The sequence below is a fragment of the Kitasatospora sp. NPDC008115 genome (assembly GCF_042957205.1).
Taxonomy (GTDB): domain Bacteria; phylum Actinomycetota; class Actinomycetes; order Streptomycetales; family Streptomycetaceae; genus Kitasatospora.
The window spans coordinates 188,571-211,782 of sequence record NZ_JBIBHU010000010.1 but is presented as its reverse complement, the minus strand read 5'-3'; the positions used below and the strand labels follow the sequence as shown (position 1 = coordinate 211,782).

Here is a 23,212-nt window from a genome sequence, read left to right as displayed (position 1 = left end):
GTGTGACCTTGCCCTCGCTTTGCACTCTGTTGCAGCAACGGTGTGCGGTGGGCGGCGCGCGGTGGGCGGCTTGCGGAACGGCGGCCGTCATCTATTAACTTACTTAGAAGAACGCGGACGGCGGGGCGGCTCTCCCCGGAGCACCCCCTGTCCGTGTTCGCCCGCCCTCGCCCTCCCCCGCCTCCGAGGAGTCAGCCGCCATGGGAAAACGCCGCAAGCCCAGCCCGCCCGGCCGGGCCCGCCTGGCGGTCGTCACCACCGCGATGGCGGGCGGCGCCGTCCTCGCCGCAGGACCGGCGCAGGCCGAGCCCGCGCCGAGCCTGGCCTCCGTCAAGGAGCAGGTCGACCAGCTCAACGAGGAGGCCGAGCAGTCGATCGAGCGCTACAACGGCTTCCAGGAGAAGCAGCAGACCCTCCAGGGCGAGGCCAACCGCATCCAGGAGAAGGTGGCCCGCGGCCAGGAGGCGATGAACGAACTTCGCACCCGGCTCGGCGGCATCGCGGCCGAGCAGTACCGCAACGGCGGCATCGACCCGTCCGTCCAGCTGATGCTCGACTCCGACCCGGGCAGTTACCTGGCCCGGGCCGGTGCGCAGAACCAGGTCGTCGACGCCCAGGCGGCGCTGCTGCGCCGGGCCCTCGACGAGCAGCGCCGCCTCGACCAGGACCGCGCCGAGGCCACCGCCACCCTCGCCCGGCTCGACGAGGCCGGCGCCGCGCTGGCGGCGGAGAAGAAGGCGGTCCAGGACAAGCTGGCCAAGGCGCAGGCGCTGCTCAACAAGCTGAGCGCCGCCGACCGCGCCAAGGTCAACGCCCAGGAGGCCGCCGCCACCCGCGCCTCCCGCTCCGCCGCCGAGCGCCCCGCCTTCACCGGCCCCGCCACCGGCCGGGCTGCCACCATCGTCCAGTTCGCCTACGCCCAGCTCGGCAAGCCCTACGTCTGGGGCGCCACCGGCCCCTCCGGCTACGACTGCTCCGGCCTCACCGGCGCCGCCTACCGGGCCGCCGGAGTGAAGCTCCCGCGCGTCTCCCAGGACCAGTGGAAGGCCGGCGCCCGCATCGCCCGTACCGACCTCCAGCCCGGCGACCTGGTCTTCTTCTACGCCGACCTGCACCACGTCGGTCTCTACATCGGCGACGGAAAGATGATCCACGCCCCGCGCACCGGCAAGAACGTCGAGATCCTCCCGATCGACGCCATGCCCTACGTGGGCGCCGTCCGCCCCTGACCCGCGGGGCCGTCCCGAAGGCGCTCGGGGTCAGCGGCCCGAGGGGTCCCCGGTCAGGGTCCAGGGTTCAGGAGAGGACCGCGAGGGCGGCGGTGCCGCGCAGGGCGTCGACCTCGTCGGACTGGCGGGTCGCGCGCTCGGTGAGGTGGTGGAGGTGGTCGGGGTCGAGGGGGGTGGGGTGGTGGTCGGTGATTCGCAGCAGGGTGCGCCAGAGCATGGTTTTGCCCTGGATTCCCAGGCCGAGGGCCTCCAGCTCCAGGACGTCGCTCAGTGGCGAGCGGCGCAGGAGACGGCCGTTGAGCTTGAGGCGGCCGGCCTTCTCGCCCAGCCAGGCCATGGTGGCCTTGTGCCGCTGCACCGGCAGGCCGAGGCGGCGGATCAGGGCGAGCAGAGAACGGCGGTCCTCGGCGATCTCCAGGGACAGCCGGTGCAGGACCGGGCCGAGCGGGTCCCCCCGGTGGGCCCGGGCGGCCCGGCGGCACAGGGCCAGCCCCGCCGTCGCGCCCGCCAGGTGGTCGTTGAGGTAGATCCCGAGCCACCGGCGGTCCGGCGCCCCGCCCCCGGGTGTACGGGTGGGTTCTCCGGCGCGTGGCCGGGTCAGGTGCGTCACGTCCATGCCGCGCGGCTACCCACGCGGGCGGGCGCTACTCGGCGGGACCGGGGGCCGGGTAGTCGAGGCGGGCGACCGCCGGGGCGGAGACCACCTGGACGGTGGCCGCGCCCGGGACGGCGACGTGCACGAAGCCGCCCTCGATCGCCAGCCGGACGCCCGTGAGGTGCGTACGGGCCGTGCCCTCGCCGTCCAGCAGGGCGTAGCCGGGCCGCAGCTCGACGGCGGCGTCCTCGCGCCAGTCCAGTCCCCGGTTCACCGGTTCACCGCCAGGTCCGCCGCGGGGAAGTCCGGGTCGGCGCCGGTGCCGGTGACCGCGGCCGGGCGGGCCGCGTCCAGCGACTCCTCGGTCGGGTGGCCGCGGCCCCGCACCGGCTCGGCCCGCTCCCCGGCGGTGTCCGGGATCGGTCGGGGGATGCGGGGCATGAAGGTCCTCCGTGGGGTCGGCCTGCTCGCGCTAACCATTAAACACGTCAAAGATGGTTAGGTAAACGGATGGAAGACCCTGCTGGGCCAGTCGTCGGCCGGTGTCGTCGCGTCCAGCGCCTCGCCGAGCACCCGTTCCTCGTAGCGGAAGTGGGAGTCCATGATCGCCGCGAGGCCGTCCAGCTCCCGTCGGACGAGTTCTTGCCGGACGGGATCGTGCTCGGCACCGGGTGATCCGTCGGCTCCGAGGGCGAGTTCGCGCACCCGGGCCAGGATCGAGGAGATCAGCCCGTGGTCCTCGACGAGCTTGGCGACCGTCGGCGCGAGCGCGGGGCGTTCGCGCACCAGTTGGGCGAACAGCCCCTCGTCCTCGCCCTGGTGGTGGTCGGTCAGGGCCTGGCAGAAGGCCAGGCAGTGGACGGCGAGCGTCTCGTCGTCCGGCCGGTGGGGGCCGGGAGCGGACCGCAGTCCGTCGATCCGGCGGCGCAGGTCCCGGTGGACCCGGGAGAGTTGGATGCTGAGGGCGACCGCGCGGTCGCCGTCGTGGGAAGCCATGACCGGCCGTCCCTTTCGGGTTCCGCACCTCCATGCCTGGCGCGGTCCGCCACCGGCACGCGATGCCCTGCGATCCGATCACGCCGGGCGGCGATCCGGCAAGCCCGGCCGGGCGGATACGCGGACGGGCGGATGCGCGGCGCCGGTCAGGAGCGGGGCGGCAGCCGGTGGAGGTGGACGTCGGCGAGGCGGCCGTCGTCCACCCGGGCGGTCAGGTAGGTGGCGAAGGGCCGGCGGCGGCGGTCCGTGGGCGAGCCGGGGTTGAGCAGGCGCAGGCCGCCGGGCGCGGTGCTGTCCCAGGGGATGTGGCTGTGGCCGAAGACCAGCACGTCGGTGTCGGGGAAGCGTGCCTCGCAGCGCTGTTCGCGGCCCCGCGCCGGGCCGGTCTCGTGCACCACGGCGAAGCGCAGGCCCTGGAGTTCCGCCCGCGCGACCTCGGGGAGGCGCTCGCGCAGCCCGGGCCCGTCGTTGTTGCCGTGGACGGCGACCAGCCGCGCGGACCGCGCCAGCAGCAGGTCGAGGGTGGCGGTGTCGACCCAGTCGCCGGCGTGGAACACCACGTCGGCCTCGTCCACGGCGGCGAGCAGTGGTGCGGGCAACCGCCGGGCGCGCGGCGGCACATGGGTGTCCGAGGTGATCAGCAGGCGCATCCGGGCTCCGGCAGGTGGCGGACGGGGGAGTGGGCGGCGGGGCGGGGTGCTACGGGTGCGGGGCGCAGGCGAGGAGGTAGGGGAGGAGCGGGGTGGCGACGGCGGCCAGGCGGTAGGCGCGGGCCGGCGGCGCGGGGGTGCGGGCGAGGCGCTGGACGCGGGCGAGCACGCCGGTGGACGCGGCGGCGAGCGTGCCCGGCCCGGCGCCGGGCGCGGCGGTGGCCAGCGCGTACAGGGCGCCCGCCAGATCGGCGCGGGTCACCCGGGCGAGCGCGGCGTCGTCGGCCGCCATCTCCAGCAGCAGCGCCACCTCCGCCCGCCCGAGGCCGGCCAGCGGCAGCCGGCGGCCGACGAGCAGCGCGAAGGTGTCCACCGCGAGCAGCACCAGGTGGTGGCGCCCCCTCAGATGACCGTGCTCGTGGGCGACGGCCGCGGCGAGCCGGGGCTCGTCCAGCAGGTCCAGGGCGCCGCGGGTGACCACCACCCGGGCCCGGCGGCCGGGCAGGCAGTAGACGGCGGGCCGCGCGTCGTCCAGGACCAGCAGCCGGCGCCGACGATCCGGGGCGGCCACCAGGTCCAGCGCCGCCCGGTGGCGCCGCCGCGTCCGGGCGGCCCGGGCGGCCAGCACCGCCGCCACCGCCACGACGGCCCCGCCCGCGGCGGCCGGGACCCACCAGCCGGAGGCGTGCGGTGCGGCGGAAGCGGGCGGGCCGAGGTGCGGCTCGATGTGCGGCAGCAGCCCGGCCAGCCCGGCCGGCTCGTGCCCGAGCGGGACGAGCAGGTGGTGCGCGGCGAGCAGCACCCCGGTGCCGAAGGAGGCCATCAGCGCGAGCCAGACGGCGGTGCCGAGCACCGGGCGGGCCTGGAGCCGCCGCGAGCCCGCCAGCCGCCGGGGGAGCAGGACGCCGACCAGGAGCAGGTGGAGGGTGAGCAGGGCCAGGGTCACCGGGCGTCGTCCCGGGCCTTGACCTGCTCCAGGGCGGCGAGCAGCGCCGTCGCCTCGTCGCCGCTGATCCGGTCGACGAAGTGCAGCAGCGCCCCGGCCCGGTCGGAGGTGGTCTCCAGCGCCTGGTGCATCAGCTGCGCGGTGTAGGACTCGCGGGTGCAGGTCGGCCGGTACACCCAGGCGCGGCCGACCTTCTCGCGCCGCAGCCAGCCCTTGGTGTGCAGGATGTCGGCGACCGTGTTGACGGTGGTGTACGCGACGGGGCGCTGCTCGCGCAGGTCGTCGACGACCTCGCGGACCGTGGCCGGGCGGCCCCAGGACCAGAGCCGGTCCATGATCTCGGCCTCCAGATCGCCGAATCCGCGCAGCACCCGTTCCGCTCCTCTGCCGTCCCGCCGCCCCGGCCGTCGCCGGACCGCCGCCCATCGTACGGCGGCGCGCGCCGGGTGGCGGCCGGGTGGCGTGCGCGCCGCCGGCCGGGTCCGGCGACGCCCGGCGGGCCGTCGCAGGAGAGGTGTACGAATCGGTGGAACCGCCGCCCCCGCCCGTCCGACTGATCCGATCGTCCGTTCGTCAATTCGTCCGCTCGTCCAAGGAGTGTCCGCGCATGTGCGGTATCACCGGCTGGGTGTCCTTCCACCAGGACGTCCGACAAAGCGCCCCCGTCATCGAGGCGATGACCGCCACCATGGCCCTGCGCGGCCCCGACGCCGGCGGCGTCTGGCTCGGCCGCCACGCAGCCCTCGGCCACCGGCGCCTGGCCGTCATCGACATCGAGGGCGGCGCCCAGCCCATGCCCGACCGCCGCGAGGAGCCGGGCGCCGTCCTCACCTACAGCGGCGAGGTCTACAACCACCACCAACTGCGCGCCGAGCTGCGCGCCAGGGGCCACCGGTTCGAGACCCGCAGCGACACCGAGGTGGTGCTGCGCGCCTACCAGGAGTGGGGCGACGCCCTGGTCGACCGGCTGGAGGGCATGTACGCCTTCGCCGTCTGGGACGAGCGCGAGCAGCGCCTGCTGCTGGTGCGCGACCGGCTCGGCGTCAAGCCGCTCCACTGGGCCGAGACCGACGGCGGCCTGGTCTTCGGCTCCGAGCCCAAGGCGCTGTTCGCCCACCCCGGCGTCGCCCCCGTCGTCGACGCCGACGGCCTGCGAGAGGCCTACAGCCTGCTCTTCAACACCGGCCCCACGGTCTGGTCCGGCGTCCGCGAGGTCCACCCCGGTGGCCTGCTGGTCCTCGACCGCTCGGGCGTCCGCGAGCGCCGCTACTGGGAACTCACCGCCCGCCCGCACACCGAGGACCTGGACGCCACCAAGGAGCGGGTCTCCGAGCTGGTCAACCGCGCCGCCAGGGCCCAGCTGGAGGCGGACGTCCCGCTCTGCAGCCTGCTCTCCGGCGGCCTCGACTCCACCATCGTCACCGCCCTGGTCGCCGACGAACTGCGCCTCCAGGATGGCCCGCAGGCCAAGCTGCGCTCCTACGCCGTCGACTACAGCGACCAGGCCGAGCAGTTCACCGGCGACGTGCTGCGCACCGGCCACGACACCCCGTACGCCGCCGAGGCCGGCGCCTTCATCGGCAGCGACCACTCCACCGTGGTGCTCGACCCGCGCACCCTGCTGGACATGGAGAACCGCCGCGCCGTCGTCGTCTCCCGGGACTCGCCGATCGGCGTCGGCGACATGGACACCTCGCTCTACCTGCTGTTCGGCGAGATCCGCAAGCACTCCACGGTCGCGCTCTCCGGCGAGGCTGCCGACGAGGTGTTCGGCGGCTACCCGTGGTTCCACAACCCCAAGGCCCTCGCCGCGCAGACCTTCCCCTGGCTGCTCGTCACCGGGGACGACGCGGCCATGCCGATCAACCCGGAGCTCGCCGCCCACCTGCGGATCCCCGAGTTCCGCGCCGACACCTACCGCGGCTCGCTGGCCGCCGTCCCGCACACCGACGGCGAGAGCCCGGCCGAGCACCGCCAGCGCGAGATGCAGCACCTGTCGCTGACCCGCTGGCTGCGCCAGCTGCTGCACCGCAAGGACCGGCTCTCGATGGCCCAGGGCCTGGAGGTGCGGGTGCCGTACTGCGACCACCGGCTGGTCGAGTACGCGTTCAACGCGCCGTGGGCGATGAAGAACCACGACGGCCGGGAGAAGAGCCTGCTGCGCGTGGCCGGTCAGGGCATCGCCCCGGAGTCGGTGCTGTGGCGGCCGAAGAACCACTACCCCGCGACCCACCACGCCGACTACAACAGCGGCCTGCAGCGGCTCGCCCGCGAGGCGCTGGACGCTCCGCACGTGCGCGACATCGCCGACGAGGCGGCGATCAAGGTCGGCCTGGACACGCCGGCCGACCAGCTGCAGTGGGGGCACCGGCTGCGGCTGGAGCGGGTCGTGGACCTGGCGCTCTGGCTGGACCACCATCGCCCGGCGCTCGCCCTCTGACCGTCCGTCGGTCCGGCGGGCCGAGAGGTCGGCGGGCCGGTTGGGCTGTCGGGCCGGTTAGGCTGGCGGCGATGCTGACCCGGATGCACGGCGACCCCCGGCACGGCGACCCCCGGCACGGCCCGCTGGTGCCGATGCTGCTGGTGCTCACCGTGGTCACCGGACTGGTCGACGCGGTGAGCTACCTCGCGCTCGGGCACGTCTTCGTCGCCAACATGACCGGCAACGTGGTCTTCCTCGGGTTCGCGCTGGCCGGGGCGCCGGGGCTGTCCGCGACGGCCTCGCTCGCGGCCCTCGCCGCCTTCCTGGCGGGGGCGCTGGCGGGCGGCCGCCTCGCCGAGCGCGGCCCCGGCCACCGGGGGCGGCTGCTGGTCGCCACGGTCGCCGCGCAGTCGGTGCTGCTCGCGGCGTGCACCGCCTTCGCGGCGGCCTTCGGCCATACGGCGGACCCGGTGCGCTACACGCTGATCGGCGTGCTGGGGGCGGCGATGGGACTGCAGAACGCGGTGGTCCGCGCGCTCAAGGTGCCGGACCTGACGACGACCGTGCTGACCATGACGATCACCGCCCTCGCCGCCGACCGCACCGGCGCCCGCCGGTTCGCCTCCGCCGCCTGGATGTTCGCGGGTGCCCTGGTCGGCGCCGTCCTCGTGCTGCACGCCACCGTCCCGGTCGCCCTGGCCGCCGCCCTCGTCCTCCTCCTCACCGTCGCCGCCCTCACCCACCACGCCTCCCGCCACCCCACTACCCCCTGGGCCGACCCCACTCCCTGACGGCCCGGCAGCAGAATGTGCAGACCGGTCTACTGATTCCCGCAGCTCCCGCCCCGCGCGGGAGTGGGAAGTCGGCTGGGCCGACTTCCCACTCCGGGTGCCGCCTCGGCGGCGGTAAATCGGTGGACCGGTCTACATATTCTGTTCGGCCCGGGAGCTGGGTGGAGCAGGAAGTCGGCTGAGCCGACTTTCCACTCCGGTGGGGGAGATGGAATGTAGACCGGTCTACATATTCGGGCTCCCGGTGGGGCGGGTGATGCGGAAGGTGTCGAGTTCGACGCCGTACCAGCGGGTGCTGCGGCCCTGGGGGGTCATGCCGAGGCGGCGGCAGACGGCGGCGGAGCGGTCGTTGCCGGGGCGGACGACGGCGTGGATCTCGGTGAGGCCGTCGGCGAAGCCCTTGGCGAGGGCGGCGCGGGCGGCCTCGGTGGCGTAGCCGTGGCCCCAGGAGTCGGGGTGGAGGTGCCAGCCGACCTCGATCTCGCCGCCGCCGTTGCCGCTACCGCCGTTCCCGCCGCTACCGCCGTTCCCGCTGCCGTCCTCGTCCGGCAGTGGCAGCGGCAGCAGCATCACCGAGCCGGCCACCACCCCGGTGTCCCGCCGCTCCAGCGCCCAGATCCCGTACCGGGGGTCGGCCGAGCGCCGCCGCCAGCGGTCGATCACGGCCGGCGCCTCGGCGGGCGACTCCAGCGCCCGGGGCGTGGCGCCCAGCCACCGCGCGACCTCCCAACGCGAGTACATGTCGTACGCGCGCTCGGCGTCGGTGTGCTCCCAGAGGCGGGCGGTCAGCCGGGCGGTGGTGAACCGGGTGGTGGTGGACAACGGTGCTCCCTGTCAGTGCGTCGTGATGTGCGGTCAGTCGTCCTGCGGCTGGCTGGTGCGCCCGGACCAGCGGGGCTCCCAGCGGGCCCAGGACCGTTCCCAGGCCCGCTCCGCCCGCCGGTCCAGCACGCGCAGCCGCAGCGCGAGCACGCCGCCGAGCAGCGCGGTCAGCGTGGCCGTGCCCGCCAGCCCCGTGCAGACGGCCCCCACGGCCAGCCCGACCGGGGTGGCCGGGGCGGTGGCGGGCAGGCCGTTCTCGTCGAGCCACAGCACGACGGTGGCGCCGGTGACCGTGCTGCGCGGGGCCTCGACGGTGCCGGTGCGGGCCAGGCCGTCGGGGCTCGTCCAGGCGACCGAGGTGTCGGTCCGCTTCTGGTGGCCGCCGCTCCAGCGGCCGACGCCGGGTTCCTCGACGGGGGCCTTGTCGAGGACCAGCGCCTCGGTGCGGTGCAGCCGGCCCCGTTCGGCCTCGGCGGTGCGCCCGGCGGCGCGGTAGCCGAGCACGGCGGCGGCCACGACGCCCGCCAGGCCGACCACCAGGGCGAGCCCGGCGATCAGCCAGGCCCGGCTGCGGGCCCGGTCGACGGGACGGGAGAGCGGTTCGTCGCGCTGGACGCTGCGGCGGCGGCGGAGGGCACGGCGCAGGTGGCGGCCGGCCCGTTCGGACAGGGGCGCGATTCGGGCCGAGCGGGGTGAACTGGACACGATGCGTGCTCCTCACGGCTGTTGGCGTGGTTCGGCCCCGACGGATCCAAATCTCTCCCGGCACCGGCCCCTCGCACAAGAGCCGGGAAGGCTCGCCGGACCCGGGCCCTACGGGCTCGCCGGACCCGGGCCCTACGGCCCTGACCGGAGCGCGGGACCGGGACGTTCGGCCCTCGGCCACGGCGGGGCGGAGGGGGCAGGCTTGGCCCTGGCCGCGTTCTCGTGCCGGGGACGCGGAGGCCCGGCCCGCTGTGGGGGCTCGCCGGGCCGCCGTGCAGAGCGGGGGACGGAGTTGGGGCCGTCCCCCGCTCGCGGCGTTCCCGATCGCGACCGGATTCACGTTTCTCCAGGTCAAGGCCGTATTCTCGCCAGCTATACACTCGATGTATACCTCTGGTGTATGGTCCTCCCATGAGTGTTCCCCTGACCCTTCTCGGGCTGCTGGAGCGCGAGCCGAGCCACGGCTACGACCTCAAGCGCGACTACGACACCCTCTTCGGACGCGGCAAACCCCTGCCGTACGGTCAGGTCTACGCCACCCTCGGCCGCCTGGCGCGCGACGGAAAGGTCGTCGCCGGCGAGGCCGAGCCCGGCGACGGACCCGAGCGCAAGCGCTACGTCATCACCGAGGCCGGCGTGACCGAGTTCGAGCACTGGCTCGCCGAGCCCGTCGCGCCCGAACCCACCCTCCAGTCCGTGCTCTTCACCAAGGTCGTGCTGGCCCTGCTGCTCGGCCGCGACGCCGAGGCCTACCTCGACACCCAGCGCGCCGCCCACCTGCGCCGGATGCGCGAACTCACCGAACTGCGCCGCACCGGCCCGCTGGTCGACGCCCTGCTCGCCGACCACGGCCTCTTCCACCTGGAGGCGGACCTGCGCTGGATCGACCTCACCAGCGCCCGCCTCGACGCCCTCGCCGCGGAGGTACGCGCATGACCCCCCTGATCGAGGCCCGCGACATCCAACTCTCCTTCGGCGAGACCCCCGCCCTGCGCGGCGCCTCCCTGGCCGCCGACGCCGGCGAGGTGCTCGCCGTGATGGGCCCCAGCGGCTCCGGCAAGTCCACCCTGCTGCACTGCCTGGCCGGCATCCTGGTCCCCGACAAGGGCGAGGTGCTCTTCGACGGGCAGCGGATCGACACCCTCGACGAGAACCGGCGCAGCGCCTTACGGCGGGACCGCTTCGGCTTCGTGTTCCAGTTCGGCCAGCTGGTCCCGGAACTGACCGCCGAGGAGAACATCGCCCTGCCGCTGCTGCTCGGCGGCGTCCGCCGCGCCGCCGCCCTCGCCGACGCCCGCCCCTGGTTCGCCCGGCTCGGCCTCGACGGCCTGGAGCGCCGCCGCTCCGGCGAGCTGTCGGGCGGCCAGGCCCAGCGGGTCGCCCTCGCCCGCGGCCTGGTGACCCGCCCCCGGGTCCTGTTCGCCGACGAGCCGACCGGCGCCCTGGACTCGCTCACCGGCGAACAGGTGATGGAACTCATGGTCGCCGCCGCCCGCGACCAGGGCACCACCGTCGTCCTGGTCACCCACGAGCCCCGGGTCGCCGCCTACGCCGACCGCGAGGCCGTCGTGCGCGACGGCCGCGCCCGCACGCTCTCCACCGGCCACCCGGCCGGCGGCGCTCCGGCGCAGCGGATCGCCTCATGATCGCCTTCGCCCTGCGCCTCGCCGTCAGCGGCGGCCGGCCGGCCGTCGCCCGGCTGCTCACCATCGCCGCCGCCGCGGCCGTCGGCGTCGGCCTGCTGCTCTCCACGCTCGCCGCCGTCAACGCCGTCGGCGCCACCAACGAACGGATGCTCTGGGCCAACAGCGGCGCCGCGAGCCGCACCGAGACCGCCGACGCCGACCCGCTCCGGTGGCGCGACCACGGCCCCGAGTACTACGACGGCCGACGACTCCTCCTGATCGACGTCGCCGCCACCGGGCCCACCTCGCCCGTCCCGCCCGGACTGACCCGGCTGCCCGCGGCCGGCGAGTACTACGCCTCGCCCGCCCTCGCCGAACTGATCCGCGAACGCCCCGCCGACCAGCTGGCCGACCGCTTCCCGGGCCGCCTCGCCGGCGAGATCGGCGACGCGGCGCTCGCCTCCCCGGACTCCCTCGTCCTGGTCGCCGGCCACGACCCGGAGGCCCTCGCCGCCCGGCCGGGCGTCCGCGAGGTCACCACCATCGCCACCGCCCTCCCGCCGGCCTGCGCCGCCGACTGCCCGGCCGTCGGCACCCGCGGCGACGCCATGACGCTGATCCTCTCGGTGGTCGCCGGGGCGCTGCTCTTCCCCGTGGTGGTCTTCATCGGCACCGCCACCCGGCTCTCCGCCGCCGCCCGCGAACAGCGCTACGCCGCGATGCGCCTGGTCGGCGCGACACCCCGGCAGATCACGCTGATCGCGGCCGCCGAGTCCACCCTGGCCGCCGTCGCCGGAACCGCCCTCGGCTTCGCGGTGTTCCTGCTGCTGCGCCCGCTGGTGGCGACCGTCCCGTTCACCGGGGACCGCTTCTTCGCCGAGGACCTCACCCTCACCGCGCCGCAGGCCCTCGCCGTGCTGCTCGGCGTCCCGCTCGCGGCCGCGGTCGCCGCCGGGCTCGCGCTGCGCCGGGTGACCGTCTCCCCGCTCGGCGTCAGCCGCCGGAGCACCCCCGGGCCGCCGTCCGCCTGGCGGGTGGCGCCGCTGCTGGCCGGCCTCGCCGAACTCGCCTGGTTCGTCGGACACCGCCCCGCCACCACCAACGGGCAGACCGCCGCCTACCTCACCGGCTTCCTGGTGATCATGTTCGGCCTGGTGCTGGCCGGCCCCTGGCTGACCATGGCGGCGGCCCGCGCGGTCGCCGCCCGGACCAGCCGCCCGGCCACCCTGATCGCGGTGCGCCGGCTCGCCGACGACCCCAAGGCCGGGTTCCGCTCGGTGGCCGGACTGGTCCTGGCTCTGTTCGTCACCACCGCGACGGTCGCCGTCATCGGCACCATCGACGCCAACCGGGGCACGCTCAGCGGTGACCCGCAGACCCGGGCGGCCGTCGAGCACGGCGCGCCGGTCGGCGGTCCGCCGATGGCCGGCGCCGTCCCGGAACAGGTCCTGGCCGAACTGCGGGCCGTCCCCGGCTTCCGCGGCCTCGCGATCGCCCACGCCAACCCGGACGGCCTGGCGCGCGACCGGTCCGAGCCCCACGACCGGGTGGCGCCCAACCTGACGGTCTGCTCGGAACTCGCGCAGGTCCCGGTGGTCGGCCACTGCGCCCCGGGAACCGCCGTGGCGGCCGTCCGGCCGTTCGGCTTCCTGAGCCTGAAGTCCCAGGAGACCACCCGGTGGCCGAGCGCGCCGATCACCGCCGAGGAGGCCGCCCGGCTGCCGGTGCAGTCGGTCTACGTGACGACGGACGGGTCGACGGCCGCCAAGGAGCGGGTCCGCACCATCCTCGGCCGGGCCTTCCCCGACCAGAACGGCCGGACGGTCCAGGACTGGGGCTCCGCGCAGCAGCAGGAACTCGCGGGCTGGCGGCAACTGGCCGACGTCGTCCTGCTCACCACCCTGCCGATCGCCGGGTGCAGCCTCGCGGTCAGCGTGGTCGCCGGCCTCTCCGACCGCCGCCGGGCGTTCGCGATGCTCCGGCTCACCGGGGCGCCGCTGGGCCTGCTGCGCCGGGTGATCGCCCTGGAGAGCGCGCTGCCGCTGCTGGTGGTGGCGGCGATCGCGACCGGGACCGGCTTCGCCGCGGCGGCGATGTTCCTCAAGTCGCAGATGGACTACGACCTGGTCCCGCCGGGCGCGGTGTACTTCGCGCTGGTGCTGCTCGGGCTCGCGGTGTCGCTGGGGATCATCGCCTCCACGCTTCCGCTGCTGAAGCGGATCACCGGTCCGGAGGCGGCCCGCAACGGCTGACCGCCCGCAGGCCCGGCAACGGGCGCGCCGAACGAACCCCGCCCCGGAGTCCGGAGGCGGGGTTCGCGCACGTTCGGGTCAGGACCCGCCGAATTCATTGTCCGTGCACGGTTCCTGACTGATCGTCACAATCCCCCTCGGTCGTTCTGGAGTGGAGGGGGGAGCAATGCAAAGGTCTTTCGCAAGTTGTGTGACATGTGCAATGGTACATGTCACCTCCTCACCGTATGGCGGGAGGGCAAGTGCCCCCCCGCCGCTATCGGTCCTCACCCCCCCACTGGCCGTACCCCAATGCGGCCGAACCAGGCCCGGAGGCCCCCACGTGAGAACCGCACGCCTGTTGCGACTCCCGCAACTGGCAAGACTTCTGATGCTCGTCCTGACCTTTGCCCTGACGATCGGCCTGTTCGCCCCGCGCAGCCAGGCCGCCCCCGTCGCCCCGTCCCCCTCGGCGGGCGACACGGCCACCGCCCCCGCCGATCGCGGCGAACTCCCCCCGCCCGGCGCCGACAGCGACCTCGCGTCGCCCTCGGCGCACGGCCACGACGCGGCGTCGAGGCCGCAGAACAGCGCTCCCGAGCGGCGCGCCCACCAGGACTCCGACCCCGGCTCCGGACCGGCCGAGGCCCCCGCGCCCTCCGCCAAGACGTTCGGCCTGGACGCGGAGGCCGAGGAGGCCGCGGCCTGCGACCCGGCGTCCTTCTCCCGGACCGGTGCGGCCCTGGTCCGCCTCGTCAAGGCGGCGAGCTTCAACTGCGTCGACGGGCTGTTCCGGATCCCGACCGCGTACGCGGCCGGGGCCTTCAACGAGTCCCAGATGCTCACCGTCATCGAGGCACTGCGCGAGAGTGCCCGCACGTACCAGGGCAACGACAGCGACCACATCTCGCAGCTGATGTACTACGTGCAGGCCGGCTACTCGGTGCAGTGGACCAAGGCGGACGTCGTCGGCTCGTACGACAGGCTCCCGGCCAAGATCAGCGAGGCCGTCCACACCTTCTTCGCCAACCCCCGCTCGCTCGACCCCACCACCGCCAACGCCGTCCCGCTGGAGCGCGCCGCCGTGCTGGCCGACGTGCCCCGCAGGCCCGGTGACTACGTCGACGTCGTCAAGCAGATCCTGAACGCCTACCAGCCGGCGACCTGGGACAAGGCCAACCTGCTGCGGGCGGTCAACCCGGTCACCCTGGTGCTGTACCGGGGCGTCGAGTCCAAGGACGAGGACTTCCGCAAGGCCGTCGTGGCCGATCCGGGTGTCGTCGACGCGCTGAACGGCTTCATCCTCCGCGCCAAGGGCCACCTCCTGGACCGCGACCGCAACAACTCCCTCACCCTCAACAACGCGATCGACGAGTTGACCCGGCTGAAGGCCATCGAGGAGATCGCCCCGCGGTCCCGCGCGATGGTGAAGAACCTGGTCGACACCTCCGGCGGCGTCACCGGGCCGAACTGGCCCCAGCGCGCCTCCGCCGTGGCCTCCGTCCAGAAGCTCGACCAGGCCAACTGCGGCTACTACGGCACCTGCGACGACCCGCAGCGGTTCAAGGACGCCTACCTGCCGGTCCGGCACACCTGCAGCCCGACCCTGCGCATCCTCGGCCAGGACCTGACCGCGGCCCAGCTGGCCACGGCCTGCGCCAGCCTGAACGGCCAGGACGTCTTCTTCCACGGCGTGTCCCGGGACAGGGGCCCGGTCGCCGACGACGGCAACGCGGCCCTGGAGGTCGTCGCCTTCGACTCCGACGTCCAGTACGTGGTGCTCGGCCGGGCGATCTTCAACACCGACACCAACAACGGCGGCATCTACCTGGAGGGCGAGCCCTCCAGGGCCGGCAACCAGGCCCGCTTCCTCGCCTACGAGGAGCCGTCGCGGTCCGGGGGCTACGAGATCCGCAACCTCAACCACGAGTACACCCACTACCTCGACGCCCGCTTCAACCTCTGGGGCAGCTTCCAGCAGGGCTGGGACGGCAAGCTGGTCTGGTGGACCGAGGGCCTCGCCGAGGTCGTCGCCACCTCCTACCAGAAGCAGGTCAACCAGGCCGCCATCGACGCGGCGGCCCGGCACAGCTACCGGCTGAGCGAGCTCTTCGACACCGACTACGGCGACCAGGACCGCGTCTACCGGTGGGGCTACCTGGCCGTGCGCTACATGCTGGAGCAGCACCGCTCCGACGTCGACGCGCTCCTCGCCAAGTGGCGCGCCGGTGACTGGGCGGGCTCCCGCGCCCTGCTCAAGACCACCATCGGCACCCGCTACGACGCCGATTTCGACCGCTGGCTGAGCGCCTGCGCCGCCGGTGCCTGCGCGACCGTCCCGGAGTTCCCGCAGTTCAAGGCGTGCGAGAGCGGTGACACCCGCCAGCTCGACAAGAACTGCGTGCGCACCGGTGTCTCGGCGACCGCCGGCAACTACGCGCACTTCTACATCAACGTGCCGGCCGGTACCCAGCAGATCAAGGTGACCAGCAGCGGCGGCACCGGCAACGCCGACCTCTACTACCACTGGGGCGGCTGGGCGTACACCAACTCGTACGTCACGCGGTCGGCCGGGGCGGACAACTCCGAGACCCTGACCATCACCAACCCGCCCGCCGGTTACGTCTTCTTCAGCCTCTACGCCCAGCAGGGCTTCAGCGGAGTGACCGTCACCAGCGAGTTCTGATGACGGGTTCCGACCAGGAGAGGTGAGACCCGCCCCGGCGGAGCGCTTCGGCGCCCCGCCGGGGCTTCGTCAGCGGCCGACCGGGTAGGCGTGCGTTCCGGCCCGGGGCGCGCCGGCGCCCAGTTCCGGGCGCCAGCTGGCGAGCACCAGGCCGGACGGGTAGAACATCGGCTGCGGCAGCGCGTCCAGCGGCAGGCGCTCCCAGCCGCCGCACGCGTGCGGCTCGGTGACCACGGCGGGCGCCAGGCTCGGCGGGGCGAGCACCGCCGCGGTCAGCCGGGGGCGGCCCAGCTCGTGGTCGAGCAGCACCGCCAGGACCCGCATCTCCTCGGCGGGCAGCACGATCCCGGTCTCCTCGGCCAGCTCGCGCGCCGCCGTCCGCTCGAAGGACTCGCCCGGGTCGACCTTGCCGCCGGGCAGGCTCCAGGTCGGCGGCTCGCCCGCGGTGGTGCGGCGGCCGATCAGCACCCGGCCGTCCCCGGTGGGCACGATCACGCCGGCGCCGAGCAGCGGTGCGGTGGTGGTCATGGCGGTTCCTCCGTCGCAAAGGGGGCCGGGGCCGAAGGGGGTTGGGGCCGAACGGGGCCGGGGCCGAGGGCTACCAGGCGGCGCGGTCGAAGTCCTTCAGGAAGCAGCCGTAGAGGTCCTCGCCCTGCTCGCCGCGGACGATCGGGTCGTAGACCCGGGCCGCGCCGTCGACCAGGTCGAGCGGGGCGTGGAAGCCCTCGTCGGCCAGCCGCATCTTGTCCGGGTGCGGGCGCTCGTCGGTGATCCAGCCGGTGTCGACGGCGGTCATCAGGATGCCGTCGGTCTGGAACATCTCCTGCGCGCTGGTGCGGGTGAGCATGTTGAGCGCGGCCTTGGCCATGTTGGTGTGCGGGTGGCCGGCGCCCTTGTAGCCGCGCTGGAAGACGCCCTCCATCGCGGAGACGTTGACCACGTACTTGCGCCGGGACGCCGAGGCGGCCATCGCCGGGCGCAGCCGGCTGATCAGGATGAACGGCGCGGTGGAGTTGCAGAGCTGGACCTCCAGCAGCTCCACCGGGCCGACCTCGCTGACGGTCTGCACCCAGCTGTTGGTGTCCGCGAGGTCGGGCACCAGGCCGCCGGCGTCGATCGCGGTGCCGGCCTGGATCCGCTCGGGCGTCGCCGAGCCGGTGACCAGCGCGAGCGAGGTGACGTCCTCGGCGGAGATCCGCTCGCCGCCGGTGGCCTGCTGCGGCAGGGCGGGCAGGTCGACGCTGCCGCTGTTGAACCGGCCGATGGTGGTGGACTGCGGCAGCTCGCCGGCCGGCAGCGGCGCGGACTCGGCGGCGACCAGCTCGCGGTAGGACTCCGGCGGGCGGCGCACGGTCTGCGCGGCGTTGTTGATCAGGATGTCCAGCGGGCCGTCCGCGGCGACCTCGTCGGCCAGCGCCATCACCTGGGCCGGGTCGCGCAGGTCGATGCCGACGATCTTCAGCCGGTGCAGCCACTCGGCGCTGTCCGGCATCGCGGTGAAGCGGCGGATCGCGTCGTTGGGGAAGCGGGTGGTGATGGTGGTGTGGGCGCCGTCGCGCAGCAGCATCAGCGCGATGTACATGCCGATCTTGGCCCGGCCGCCGGTCAGCAGCGCGCGCTTGCCGGTGAGGTCCGCGCGGGCGTCCCGGCGGGCCCGGTTCTTGACCGCGCAGTCCTGGCAGAGGTTGTGGTAGAACGCGTCGACCTCGACGTAGCGCTGCTTGCAGATGTAGCAGGAGCGGGGGCGCTCCAGGATCCCGGCGATCTCGGTGGTGGTGACGGTGGTCAGGCCGAACGCGCCGGCCGTCTCGTCGTCGATCCGGGTCGGCGCGCCGGTCGCGGTGCGCGCGGTGACCTCGCGGTCGTTGGCGGTCTTGCGGGCCCGGGTCTCCTGGCGGCGGCGCTGCTTCAGGGTGCGGAATATGCCGCCGACGGCCTGGCGGACGGTGATCGCGTCCGGGTGGTCGACGTGCAGTTCGTCCAGCTCGGCCAGCACCTCCAGGCAGAGCCGCAGGCGCTCCGGGTCGAGGCCGGGGCCGTAGTCGATCTCCTCGGCGGCCTCGGTGCCGTTGTCCTGCTCGATGTCCACGCCCGCCGCCGTCATGCGCTCTGCCGTTTCCCGCTCGCCTCGCCGATCACGGCGTTCGCCGCGTTTACCGCGTGAATGCTACGGGAGGGGCCCCGGCCGGGGCGAAAAGCCGAGTATTTGGAGGATCCTCCAGGTCTACGCGCGGAGCTTCGATCATGGCTTGTGTGCAGCGCCAGCAAACGTGCTCGAACTGGCTTTTGGCGAACGGCTCCCGGAGAATCGAACGCCGGGTGCATGGGGCGCCCGAGTGCGCCCTGCGGCCGAGCCGCACCCGCACCCGAGGTGTATTTTCTCCCAGCCAGAGAGCCCCCTTCATGCGCTTCCTGAACGACCTCATGCCCTCGTACGACCTCACGTACGACGACGTCTTCATGGTCCCCAGTCGATCCGCCGTGGGCTCCCGCCAGGGTGTCGACCTCTCCTCCAACGACGGCACCGGCACCACGATCCCGCTGGTCGTCGCCAATATGACCGCCATCGCCGGCCGCCGGATGGCCGAGACCGTCGCCCGCCGCGGCGGCCTGGTCGCCATCCCCCAGGACATCCCGACCGAGGTCATCGCCGAGGTCGTCGGCTGGGTCAAGCGCCGTCACCTGGTGCACGACACGGCCATCACCCTCGACCCCGGCGCCACCGTCGCCGAGGCCCTCTCGCTGCTGCCCAAGCGCGCCCACGGCGCGCTGGTGGTGGTCGAGGACGGCCGGCCGGTCGGCGTCGTCACCGACTCCGACTGCCAGGGCGTCGACCGCTTCACCTCGCTCGCCGAGGTGATGTCCCGCGAACTGCTGCTGCTGGAGGAGGACGTCGACCCGCGCGACGCCTTCGACAAGCTCAGCGAGGGACACCGCAGGCTCGCCCCCGTGGTGGACGGCGAGGGCCGCCTGGTCGGCATCCTGACCCGCAAGAACGCGCTGCGCGCCACCCTCTACACCCCCGCCGTGGACGCCGCCGGCCGCCTGCGGGTCGCCGCCACCGTCGGCATCAACGGGGACGTCGCGGGCAAGGCCAAGGCCCTGCTGGAGGCGGGCGCGGACGCCCTGGTCGTGGACACCGCGCACGGCCACCAGGAGTCGATGATCACCGCGCTGCGGGCCGTGCGCGGCCTGGACCCGCAGGTCCCGGTGGTCGCGGGCAACGTCGTCTCGGCGGCGGGCGTGCGCGACCTCGTCGAGGCGGGCGCCGACATCCTGAAGGTCGGCGTCGGCCCGGGCGCGATGTGCACCACCCGGATGATGACCGGCGTCGGGCGACCGCAGTTCTCGGCCGTTCTCGAGTGTGCCGCCGAGGCCCGCCGGCTGGGCCGGCACGTCTGGGCGGACGGCGGCGTGCGGCACCCGCGTGACGTCGCCATGGCGCTGGCCGCCGGTGCGTCCAATGTGATGATCGGCTCCTGGTTCGCCGGCACCTACGAGTCGCCCGGCGACCTCCAGGCCACCGCCGACGGCCGGCAGTACAAGGAGTCCTTCGGCATGGCCTCCAAGCGGGCCGTGAGCAACCGCACCGCGCAGGACTCCTCGTACGACCGGGCCCGCAAGGCGCTGTTCGAGGAGGGCATCTCGCACTCCCGGATGTTCCTGGACCCGGCCCGCCCGGGCGTCGAGGACCTGATCGACTCGATCGTCGCGGGCGTGCGCAGCTCCTGCACCTACGCGGGCGCGGCCACCCTGGAGGAGTTCCACGAGAAGGCCGTGGTCGGCATCCAGAGCGCGGCCGGCTACGCCGAGGGCAAGCCGCTGCACTCCAGCTGGGCCTGATCCTCCCCGCGCGCCGCTGCCGCCGCCGGGCCGAGGCCCAGCGGCAGCAGCAGCGCGCGGCCGAGCACTCCGACCGCGCCGTCCAGCGCCGTGCCGTACGCGGCGGCCGCCGAGGGGCGCCCGCGCAGCTCCCAGAGCACCCGCACCGAGGCCCAGGCGGCGTCCCGGGCGGTGTCGACCGACCACGAGCCGAGCCGGTGGGTCAGCGGCTCGAACCGCTCCAGCACGTCCGGCCCCGGCATCAGCTGCTCGCGGACGGCCGCCTCCACCGCCGCCAGCAGGTCGTTGATCCGGTGGTAGTCGCCCGCGAGCTGTTCCGGCTCCCGGCCCAGGCGCCGGCAGGTGTCGACGACGGCGAGCGGCAGGTCGTGCTGGATGTGGGCGCCCATCCCGGCCAGCGCGAACTGGACCGGGTGCACGTCGGGGTGCGCGCGCAGCTCGAACAGCGGCCGCCAGCAGGCCGGCGGGCGCCGCCGCGCCGCGACCGCGTCCACGGCCAGCAGGTAGCGCCCGGCGAACACGGTGTCCAGCACCGCCATCGCGGCCGGGTCCTCGAAGGCCCCCAGCCGGGCCCGGACGGTCTCGGTGACGGTCAGGTACATCCGGTTGAACACCGCCACCCCGTCGGCGGGCGGCAGCGCGGCCGCGATCGCCCGCAGCCGGCGGACCACCGCGTCGATCCCGTGCGCCGCCGCCGTGGGCCGCCCGGACACCCTGGACACCCCGGACACCCTGGTCATCCGTCACCCTCCGGCGCCGTTTCGTGCACTGATCGCATCATCGTGGCACGCCGGGCCGGTGAATCCCCGGCCCAGGAGGCGCGGCGCACCGCCACGGCCCGGCTCATTGCTCCCAGCGGACGGCCAGGGCGGCGGCGTCGTCGGCGAGGCCGCTGGGGGAGACCCAGGCGGCGAGGTCGGTGAGGAGGGCGTCCAGCAGGTCGTCCGGGGCGGTGGCGGGCAAGTGGGGGAGGCGGGTGGCGAGGGGGTAGAAGACGTCCGCGGTGTCGCGGGCCTCGGAGACGCCGTCGGTGTACAGGAGCAGCAGGTCGCCGGGGTGCGGGTCGAGGGGTTCGGCGCGGTAGCCGCCGTCGCCGACCAGGCCGAGCAGGCCGAGCGGTGGGGCGTGCCGGGTGGGGGCGAGCTCGGTGACGCCCCCGGCGCGGCGCAGCAGGGGGTGCGGGTGCCCGCAGTTCACCAGCCGGGTGGCGCCGTCCGGGTCCACGCCGAGCAGCAGCGCGGTGACGAACCGCCCGCCGCCGGGGCGGTCGGCGAGGACGGCGTCGAGCCGTTCGGCGAGCCGGGCGAGGTCCGGTTCGGTGCGGGCGGCGGTGCGGAAGGCGCCGAGCACGTCCGCGGCCGTCTCGACGGCGGGCAGGCCGTGGCCCTGGACGTCGCCGAGCAGGATCCGGACCCCGTACGGCGTGTCGGCCACCTCGTACAGGTCGCCGCCGATCCGCGCCTCGGCGGCGGCCGCGACGTAGCGGACGGCGATCCGCAGTGGTCCGGCCCGCTCGGGCGGCGGGCGCAGCAGGGCCCGCTGGGCGGCCTCGGCGACGGTCCGGACGTGGAAGAGCTCGCGTTCGCGGGCCGCGATCAGCACGACGTTGGCGGTGCTGGCGAGGGTCGCGGCGGTGATGGTGATCAGCGAGGCGAGGTGGACGGAGCCGGGCAGGTGGGTGTTGCTGCCGCCCTCCAGCAGCCCGGCCACGGCGATGGCGGCGGCGCCGGTGACCAGCGGTACCCGGGCGCGCCGGGTGGTCGCCCCGACCAGGACGGGTGCCACGGCGAGGACGGGGGAGAGGGTGGTCCCCGGCCCGGTGAGGACGTCCGTCAGCACGGCCCCGACGAGCAGCAGGAACGCGCCGTACAGCAGCAGCCGGGTCCGCCGGGGCAGCGGCGGCAGCGGCACCCCGCCGTCCTCGGACCCCTTGCCGGCCACGGCCACGGCCTCACCTCCAACCCGCCTCCCGTCCACTCTCCACCGCGCCCCGCCCCACCGGCATCCCGGCGGCGCCCGGGTCAGGGTGCGGCCGGCTCCCGGTCGGGCTCCCAACCGACCTGACGGTCGGCGTCGACGAAGGCGACGCACGGCCGCTGCGGCCCGCCGCGCGCGGCGTGGCCGAGCAGGGCGGGGGTGCCGCTCTCCAGCGCGCGGGCGGTGTCGCGCAGCATCGCCGTCACCGACTCCCACCAGGGCGGGTCCGACCGCCAGGTCTCGTGGTCCCAGAGCAGGACGTGGCCGTGGCCCGTGCCGGGCCGCAGGTCGACGACCAGCCCGTCGCCGCCGCCGTTGTCGGCGATCGGCAGGAGCGCGGGGTGGAAGCGCGCCTCGCCCTCGGCCGGGGGGCCTTCCTGCTCGGCGACGAGCAGCCAGGCGGCGTGCGTCTCCAGGGCGGCCGGGAGGGGGACGGGGGCGAACCCGCCGGGCAGCCACGGGTTCGCGGGCACGGCGTCCAGGCGCCACCAGGCGCGCAGGTCGGCGGGCAGGGTCAACCCGTGCCGGGTCTCGAACGCGTCGAGCGCGGCGTCGTCGGCGGCCGGACGGGCGGGCCACCAGGCCGTGCGGGCGGTGAGCCAGGCGGCGATGCCGGCCGTCAGGGCGGGGACGCCGTTCGCGGGCGCGTCGTGGTCCGTGGCTGTCATGGGCCGCAGTCTGCCGGTCGGCTCCGACACCCGGGGCGCGGGTGAGGACGTAGGGTGGCGGGCGAGATGAGACGTAGGAGTACGGTGCCGGCCTCGCCGCTTCCGCAGCGGTCCGGGGTGGATCCGGTGCACCTGCGCCTGCCCGTGGCGGGCGGGCCGTGGGAGACGGTGCGGGCGTATCTGCTGGAGCGGCTGCCGGCGGTCGCGGCGCAGCGGGTGGAGGCGCTGCTGCTGGCCGGCGGGGTGGTCGGCGAGGACGGGCGGGCCGTCGGGGCGGCGGAGCCGTTCCGGCCGGGGGCGCACCTGTGGTTCTACCGGGAGCTGCCACCGGAGGTGCCGGTCCCCTTCGAGCTGGAGGTGCTGCACCGGGACGAGCACCTGGTGGTCGTCGACAAGCCGCACTTCCTGGCCACCACCCCGCGCGGGCGGCACGTCGTGGAGACGGCGCTCTCCCGGCTGCGGCACACGCTGGAGCTGCCCGCGCTGAGCCCGGCGCACCGCTTGGACCGGCTGACGGCGGGGCTGGCGATGTTCGTGGTCCGGCCGCAGGACCGGGGCGCCTACCAGACGCTGTTCCGCGACCGGCTGGTCGGCAAGGAGTACCAGGCGGTGGCGGCCGTCGACCCGGCGGTGGAGCTGCCGCGCACGGTGCGCAGCCACATCGTGAAGGAGCGCGGGCGGATCGACGCGTACGAGCTGGACGAGGCGCCGAACAGCGAGAGCCGGATCGAGCTGCTGGAGCGGCGCGACGGGCTGGGCCGCTACCTGCTGCGGCCCTCGACGGGCCGCACGCACCAGTTGCGGCTGCACATGAGCGGACTGGGACTGCCGATCCTGGGCGACCCGGTGTACCCGGTGGTGCTGCCGGAGACGGCCCCGGACGACTTCCGCCGCCCGCTCCAACTGCTCTCCTCGGCGGTGGAGTTCACCGACCCGCTGACCGGCCGCCCGCGCCGCTTCGAGAGCCGCCGGACGCTGGCCGCCTGGACGGACCCGGAGGCCTGGCGGGCGGAGGCCTGAGGAATC

General features: G+C 74.7%; 23 protein-coding genes. 9 read left to right on the top strand and 14 right to left on the bottom strand.

Annotated features, from left to right (window positions below; translation table 11 throughout):
- Nucleotides 1-200: 200 nt before the first annotated feature.
- Nucleotides 201-1,229 carry an NlpC/P60 family protein gene (locus ACFZBX_RS15550; RefSeq protein ID WP_391534278.1) on the top strand — a complete coding sequence of 343 codons (1,029 nt, stop codon included), beginning with the start codon at nucleotides 201-203 and terminating at the stop codon, nucleotides 1,227-1,229.
- 67 nt (nucleotides 1,230-1,296) lie between these two features.
- On the opposite strand, the gene ACFZBX_RS15545 is transcribed toward ACFZBX_RS15550, so the two are convergent.
- The 7 genes from ACFZBX_RS15545 to ACFZBX_RS15515 all read right to left on the bottom strand — a co-directional run bounded on the left by ACFZBX_RS15545 (nucleotide 1,297) and on the right by ACFZBX_RS15515 (nucleotide 4,784).
- The gene (locus tag ACFZBX_RS15545) at nucleotides 1,297-1,845 is read right to left on the bottom strand and encodes a hypothetical protein (protein ID WP_391534277.1); all 549 of its coding nucleotides are present in this window, start codon (nucleotides 1,843-1,845) and stop codon (nucleotides 1,297-1,299) included.
- Between the two features lie 28 nt (nucleotides 1,846-1,873).
- Entirely contained in the window at nucleotides 1,874-2,098 is a 225-nt protein-coding gene (locus tag ACFZBX_RS15540; protein ID WP_391534276.1) for a hypothetical protein, read from the bottom strand.
- A complete protein-coding gene (locus ACFZBX_RS15535; RefSeq protein WP_391534275.1) occupies nucleotides 2,095-2,265 on the bottom strand; it encodes a hypothetical protein in 171 nt (56 codons plus the stop codon). The genes ACFZBX_RS15540 and ACFZBX_RS15535 overlap by 4 nt, the downstream gene beginning before the upstream one ends.
- 57 nt (nucleotides 2,266-2,322) lie before the next feature.
- Entirely contained in the window at nucleotides 2,323-2,820 is a 498-nt protein-coding gene (locus ACFZBX_RS15530) for a hemerythrin domain-containing protein (RefSeq protein ID WP_391534274.1), read from the bottom strand.
- Nucleotides 2,821-2,966: 146 nt separating this feature from the next.
- Complete coding sequence (locus ACFZBX_RS15525; protein WP_391534273.1) at nucleotides 2,967-3,470, bottom strand: metallophosphoesterase family protein; 504 nt, start codon at nucleotides 3,468-3,470, stop codon at nucleotides 2,967-2,969.
- 49 nt (nucleotides 3,471-3,519) lie between these two features.
- A complete protein-coding gene (locus ACFZBX_RS15520) occupies nucleotides 3,520-4,416 on the bottom strand; it encodes a M56 family metallopeptidase (protein WP_391534272.1) in 897 nt (298 codons plus the stop codon).
- Nucleotides 4,413-4,784, bottom strand: coding sequence for a BlaI/MecI/CopY family transcriptional regulator (locus ACFZBX_RS15515; protein ID WP_380760234.1), 372 nt, complete (start codon nucleotides 4,782-4,784; stop codon nucleotides 4,413-4,415). The genes ACFZBX_RS15520 and ACFZBX_RS15515 overlap by 4 nt, the downstream gene beginning before the upstream one ends.
- 239 nt (nucleotides 4,785-5,023) lie before the next feature.
- Between ACFZBX_RS15515 and asnB the strand changes: the two genes are divergently transcribed.
- A complete protein-coding gene (gene asnB / locus ACFZBX_RS15510; protein ID WP_391534271.1) occupies nucleotides 5,024-6,856 on the top strand; it encodes an asparagine synthase (glutamine-hydrolyzing) in 1,833 nt (610 codons plus the stop codon).
- A 71-nt stretch (nucleotides 6,857-6,927) separates the two neighbouring features.
- Entirely contained in the window at nucleotides 6,928-7,629 is a 702-nt protein-coding gene (locus ACFZBX_RS15505) for a YoaK family protein (RefSeq protein ID WP_391534270.1), read from the top strand.
- A 225-nt stretch (nucleotides 7,630-7,854) separates the two neighbouring features.
- Here the strand turns inward: ACFZBX_RS15505 and ACFZBX_RS15500 are convergent, their stop codons facing one another.
- Together ACFZBX_RS15500 and ACFZBX_RS15495 are read right to left on the bottom strand one after the other, a co-directional pair.
- Entirely contained in the window at nucleotides 7,855-8,451 is a 597-nt protein-coding gene (locus ACFZBX_RS15500) for a GNAT family N-acetyltransferase (protein ID WP_391534269.1), read from the bottom strand.
- A gap of 33 nt (nucleotides 8,452-8,484) precedes the next feature.
- On the bottom strand, nucleotides 8,485-9,156 hold the full coding sequence (locus ACFZBX_RS15495; RefSeq protein WP_391534268.1) for a hypothetical protein: 672 nt from the start codon (nucleotides 9,154-9,156) through the stop codon (nucleotides 8,485-8,487).
- Between the two features lie 411 nt (nucleotides 9,157-9,567).
- Here ACFZBX_RS15495 and ACFZBX_RS15490 point away from each other — a divergent pair, with 411 nt between their 5' ends.
- The 4 genes from ACFZBX_RS15490 (at nucleotide 9,568) to ACFZBX_RS15475 (ending at nucleotide 15,698) form a co-directional block, all read left to right on the top strand.
- Complete coding sequence (locus tag ACFZBX_RS15490) at nucleotides 9,568-10,092, top strand: PadR family transcriptional regulator (RefSeq protein ID WP_391534267.1); 525 nt, start codon at nucleotides 9,568-9,570, stop codon at nucleotides 10,090-10,092.
- Nucleotides 10,089-10,802 carry an ABC transporter ATP-binding protein gene (locus ACFZBX_RS15485; protein WP_391534266.1) on the top strand — a complete coding sequence of 238 codons (714 nt, stop codon included), beginning with the start codon at nucleotides 10,089-10,091 and terminating at the stop codon, nucleotides 10,800-10,802. Before ACFZBX_RS15490 ends, ACFZBX_RS15485 begins: the two co-directional genes overlap by 4 nt.
- A complete protein-coding gene (locus tag ACFZBX_RS15480) occupies nucleotides 10,799-13,033 on the top strand; it encodes an FtsX-like permease family protein (protein WP_391534265.1) in 2,235 nt (744 codons plus the stop codon). The genes ACFZBX_RS15485 and ACFZBX_RS15480 overlap by 4 nt, the downstream gene beginning before the upstream one ends.
- A 322-nt stretch (nucleotides 13,034-13,355) precedes the next feature.
- Nucleotides 13,356-15,698 carry a collagenase gene (locus ACFZBX_RS15475; protein ID WP_391534264.1) on the top strand — a complete coding sequence of 781 codons (2,343 nt, stop codon included), beginning with the start codon at nucleotides 13,356-13,358 and terminating at the stop codon, nucleotides 15,696-15,698.
- Nucleotides 15,699-15,767: 69 nt separating this feature from the next.
- Here the strand turns inward: ACFZBX_RS15475 and ACFZBX_RS15470 are convergent, their stop codons facing one another.
- Nucleotides 15,768-16,226: an NUDIX hydrolase gene (locus ACFZBX_RS15470; protein WP_391534263.1), complete on the bottom strand. Its 459-nt coding sequence runs from the start codon at nucleotides 16,224-16,226 to the stop codon at nucleotides 15,768-15,770.
- Nucleotides 16,227-16,296: 70 nt separating this feature from the next.
- Nucleotides 16,297-17,802, bottom strand: coding sequence for an SDR family NAD(P)-dependent oxidoreductase (locus tag ACFZBX_RS15465; protein WP_391534262.1), 1,506 nt, complete (start codon nucleotides 17,800-17,802; stop codon nucleotides 16,297-16,299).
- A gap of 299 nt (nucleotides 17,803-18,101) precedes the next feature.
- Between ACFZBX_RS15465 and ACFZBX_RS15460 the strand changes: the two genes are divergently transcribed.
- Nucleotides 18,102-19,541, top strand: coding sequence for a GuaB1 family IMP dehydrogenase-related protein (locus ACFZBX_RS15460; RefSeq protein WP_391534261.1), 1,440 nt, complete (start codon nucleotides 18,102-18,104; stop codon nucleotides 19,539-19,541).
- On the opposite strand, the gene ACFZBX_RS15455 is transcribed toward ACFZBX_RS15460, so the two are convergent.
- The 3 genes from ACFZBX_RS15455 to ACFZBX_RS15445 form a co-directional block, all read right to left on the bottom strand.
- The gene (locus ACFZBX_RS15455) at nucleotides 19,502-20,281 is read right to left on the bottom strand and encodes a DUF5995 family protein (RefSeq protein ID WP_391534260.1); all 780 of its coding nucleotides are present in this window, start codon (nucleotides 20,279-20,281) and stop codon (nucleotides 19,502-19,504) included. The genes ACFZBX_RS15460 and ACFZBX_RS15455 overlap by 40 nt on opposite strands.
- A 103-nt stretch (nucleotides 20,282-20,384) precedes the next feature.
- Nucleotides 20,385-21,482, bottom strand: a complete 1,098-nt coding sequence (locus tag ACFZBX_RS15450) for a PP2C family protein-serine/threonine phosphatase (RefSeq protein WP_391534259.1) — start codon at nucleotides 21,480-21,482, stop codon at nucleotides 20,385-20,387.
- Between the two features lie 80 nt (nucleotides 21,483-21,562).
- Nucleotides 21,563-22,186, bottom strand: coding sequence for an SMI1/KNR4 family protein (locus tag ACFZBX_RS15445; RefSeq protein ID WP_391534258.1), 624 nt, complete (start codon nucleotides 22,184-22,186; stop codon nucleotides 21,563-21,565).
- A gap of 66 nt (nucleotides 22,187-22,252) precedes the next feature.
- On the opposite strand from ACFZBX_RS15445, the gene ACFZBX_RS15440 reads away from it, so the two are divergent.
- Complete coding sequence (locus ACFZBX_RS15440; protein WP_391534257.1) at nucleotides 22,253-23,206, top strand: pseudouridine synthase; 954 nt, start codon at nucleotides 22,253-22,255, stop codon at nucleotides 23,204-23,206.
- Nucleotides 23,207-23,212: the final 6 nt, after the last annotated feature.

What these genes read in the sequence shown, in the direction of transcription:
- ACFZBX_RS15550 (WP_391534278.1), top strand. Translation starts at nt 201, where the DNA reads ATGGGAAAACGCCGCAAGCCCAGCCCGCCCGGCCGGGCCCGCCTGGCG.
- ACFZBX_RS15545 (WP_391534277.1), bottom strand. Translation starts at nt 1,845, where the DNA reads ATGGACGTGACGCACCTGACCCGGCCACGCGCCGGAGAACCCACCCGT.
- ACFZBX_RS15535 (WP_391534275.1), bottom strand. Translation starts at nt 2,265, where the DNA reads ATGCCCCGCATCCCCCGACCGATCCCGGACACCGCCGGGGAGCGGGCC.
- ACFZBX_RS15530 (WP_391534274.1), bottom strand. Translation starts at nt 2,820, where the DNA reads ATGGCTTCCCACGACGGCGACCGCGCGGTCGCCCTCAGCATCCAACTC.
- ACFZBX_RS15525 (WP_391534273.1), bottom strand. Translation starts at nt 3,470, where the DNA reads ATGCGCCTGCTGATCACCTCGGACACCCATGTGCCGCCGCGCGCCCGG.
- asnB (WP_391534271.1), top strand. Translation starts at nt 5,024, where the DNA reads ATGTGCGGTATCACCGGCTGGGTGTCCTTCCACCAGGACGTCCGACAA.
- ACFZBX_RS15505 (WP_391534270.1), top strand. Translation starts at nt 6,928, where the DNA reads ATGCTGACCCGGATGCACGGCGACCCCCGGCACGGCGACCCCCGGCAC.
- ACFZBX_RS15490 (WP_391534267.1), top strand. Translation starts at nt 9,568, where the DNA reads ATGAGTGTTCCCCTGACCCTTCTCGGGCTGCTGGAGCGCGAGCCGAGC.
- ACFZBX_RS15485 (WP_391534266.1), top strand. Translation starts at nt 10,089, where the DNA reads ATGACCCCCCTGATCGAGGCCCGCGACATCCAACTCTCCTTCGGCGAG.
- ACFZBX_RS15480 (WP_391534265.1), top strand. Translation starts at nt 10,799, where the DNA reads ATGATCGCCTTCGCCCTGCGCCTCGCCGTCAGCGGCGGCCGGCCGGCC.
- ACFZBX_RS15470 (WP_391534263.1), bottom strand. Translation starts at nt 16,226, where the DNA reads ATGACCACCACCGCACCGCTGCTCGGCGCCGGCGTGATCGTGCCCACC.
- ACFZBX_RS15465 (WP_391534262.1), bottom strand. Translation starts at nt 17,802, where the DNA reads ATGACGGCGGCGGGCGTGGACATCGAGCAGGACAACGGCACCGAGGCC.
- ACFZBX_RS15460 (WP_391534261.1), top strand. Translation starts at nt 18,102, where the DNA reads ATGCGCTTCCTGAACGACCTCATGCCCTCGTACGACCTCACGTACGAC.
- ACFZBX_RS15455 (WP_391534260.1), bottom strand. Translation starts at nt 20,281, where the DNA reads ATGACCAGGGTGTCCGGGGTGTCCAGGGTGTCCGGGCGGCCCACGGCG.
- ACFZBX_RS15445 (WP_391534258.1), bottom strand. Translation starts at nt 22,186, where the DNA reads ATGACAGCCACGGACCACGACGCGCCCGCGAACGGCGTCCCCGCCCTG.
- ACFZBX_RS15440 (WP_391534257.1), top strand. Translation starts at nt 22,253, where the DNA reads ATGAGACGTAGGAGTACGGTGCCGGCCTCGCCGCTTCCGCAGCGGTCC.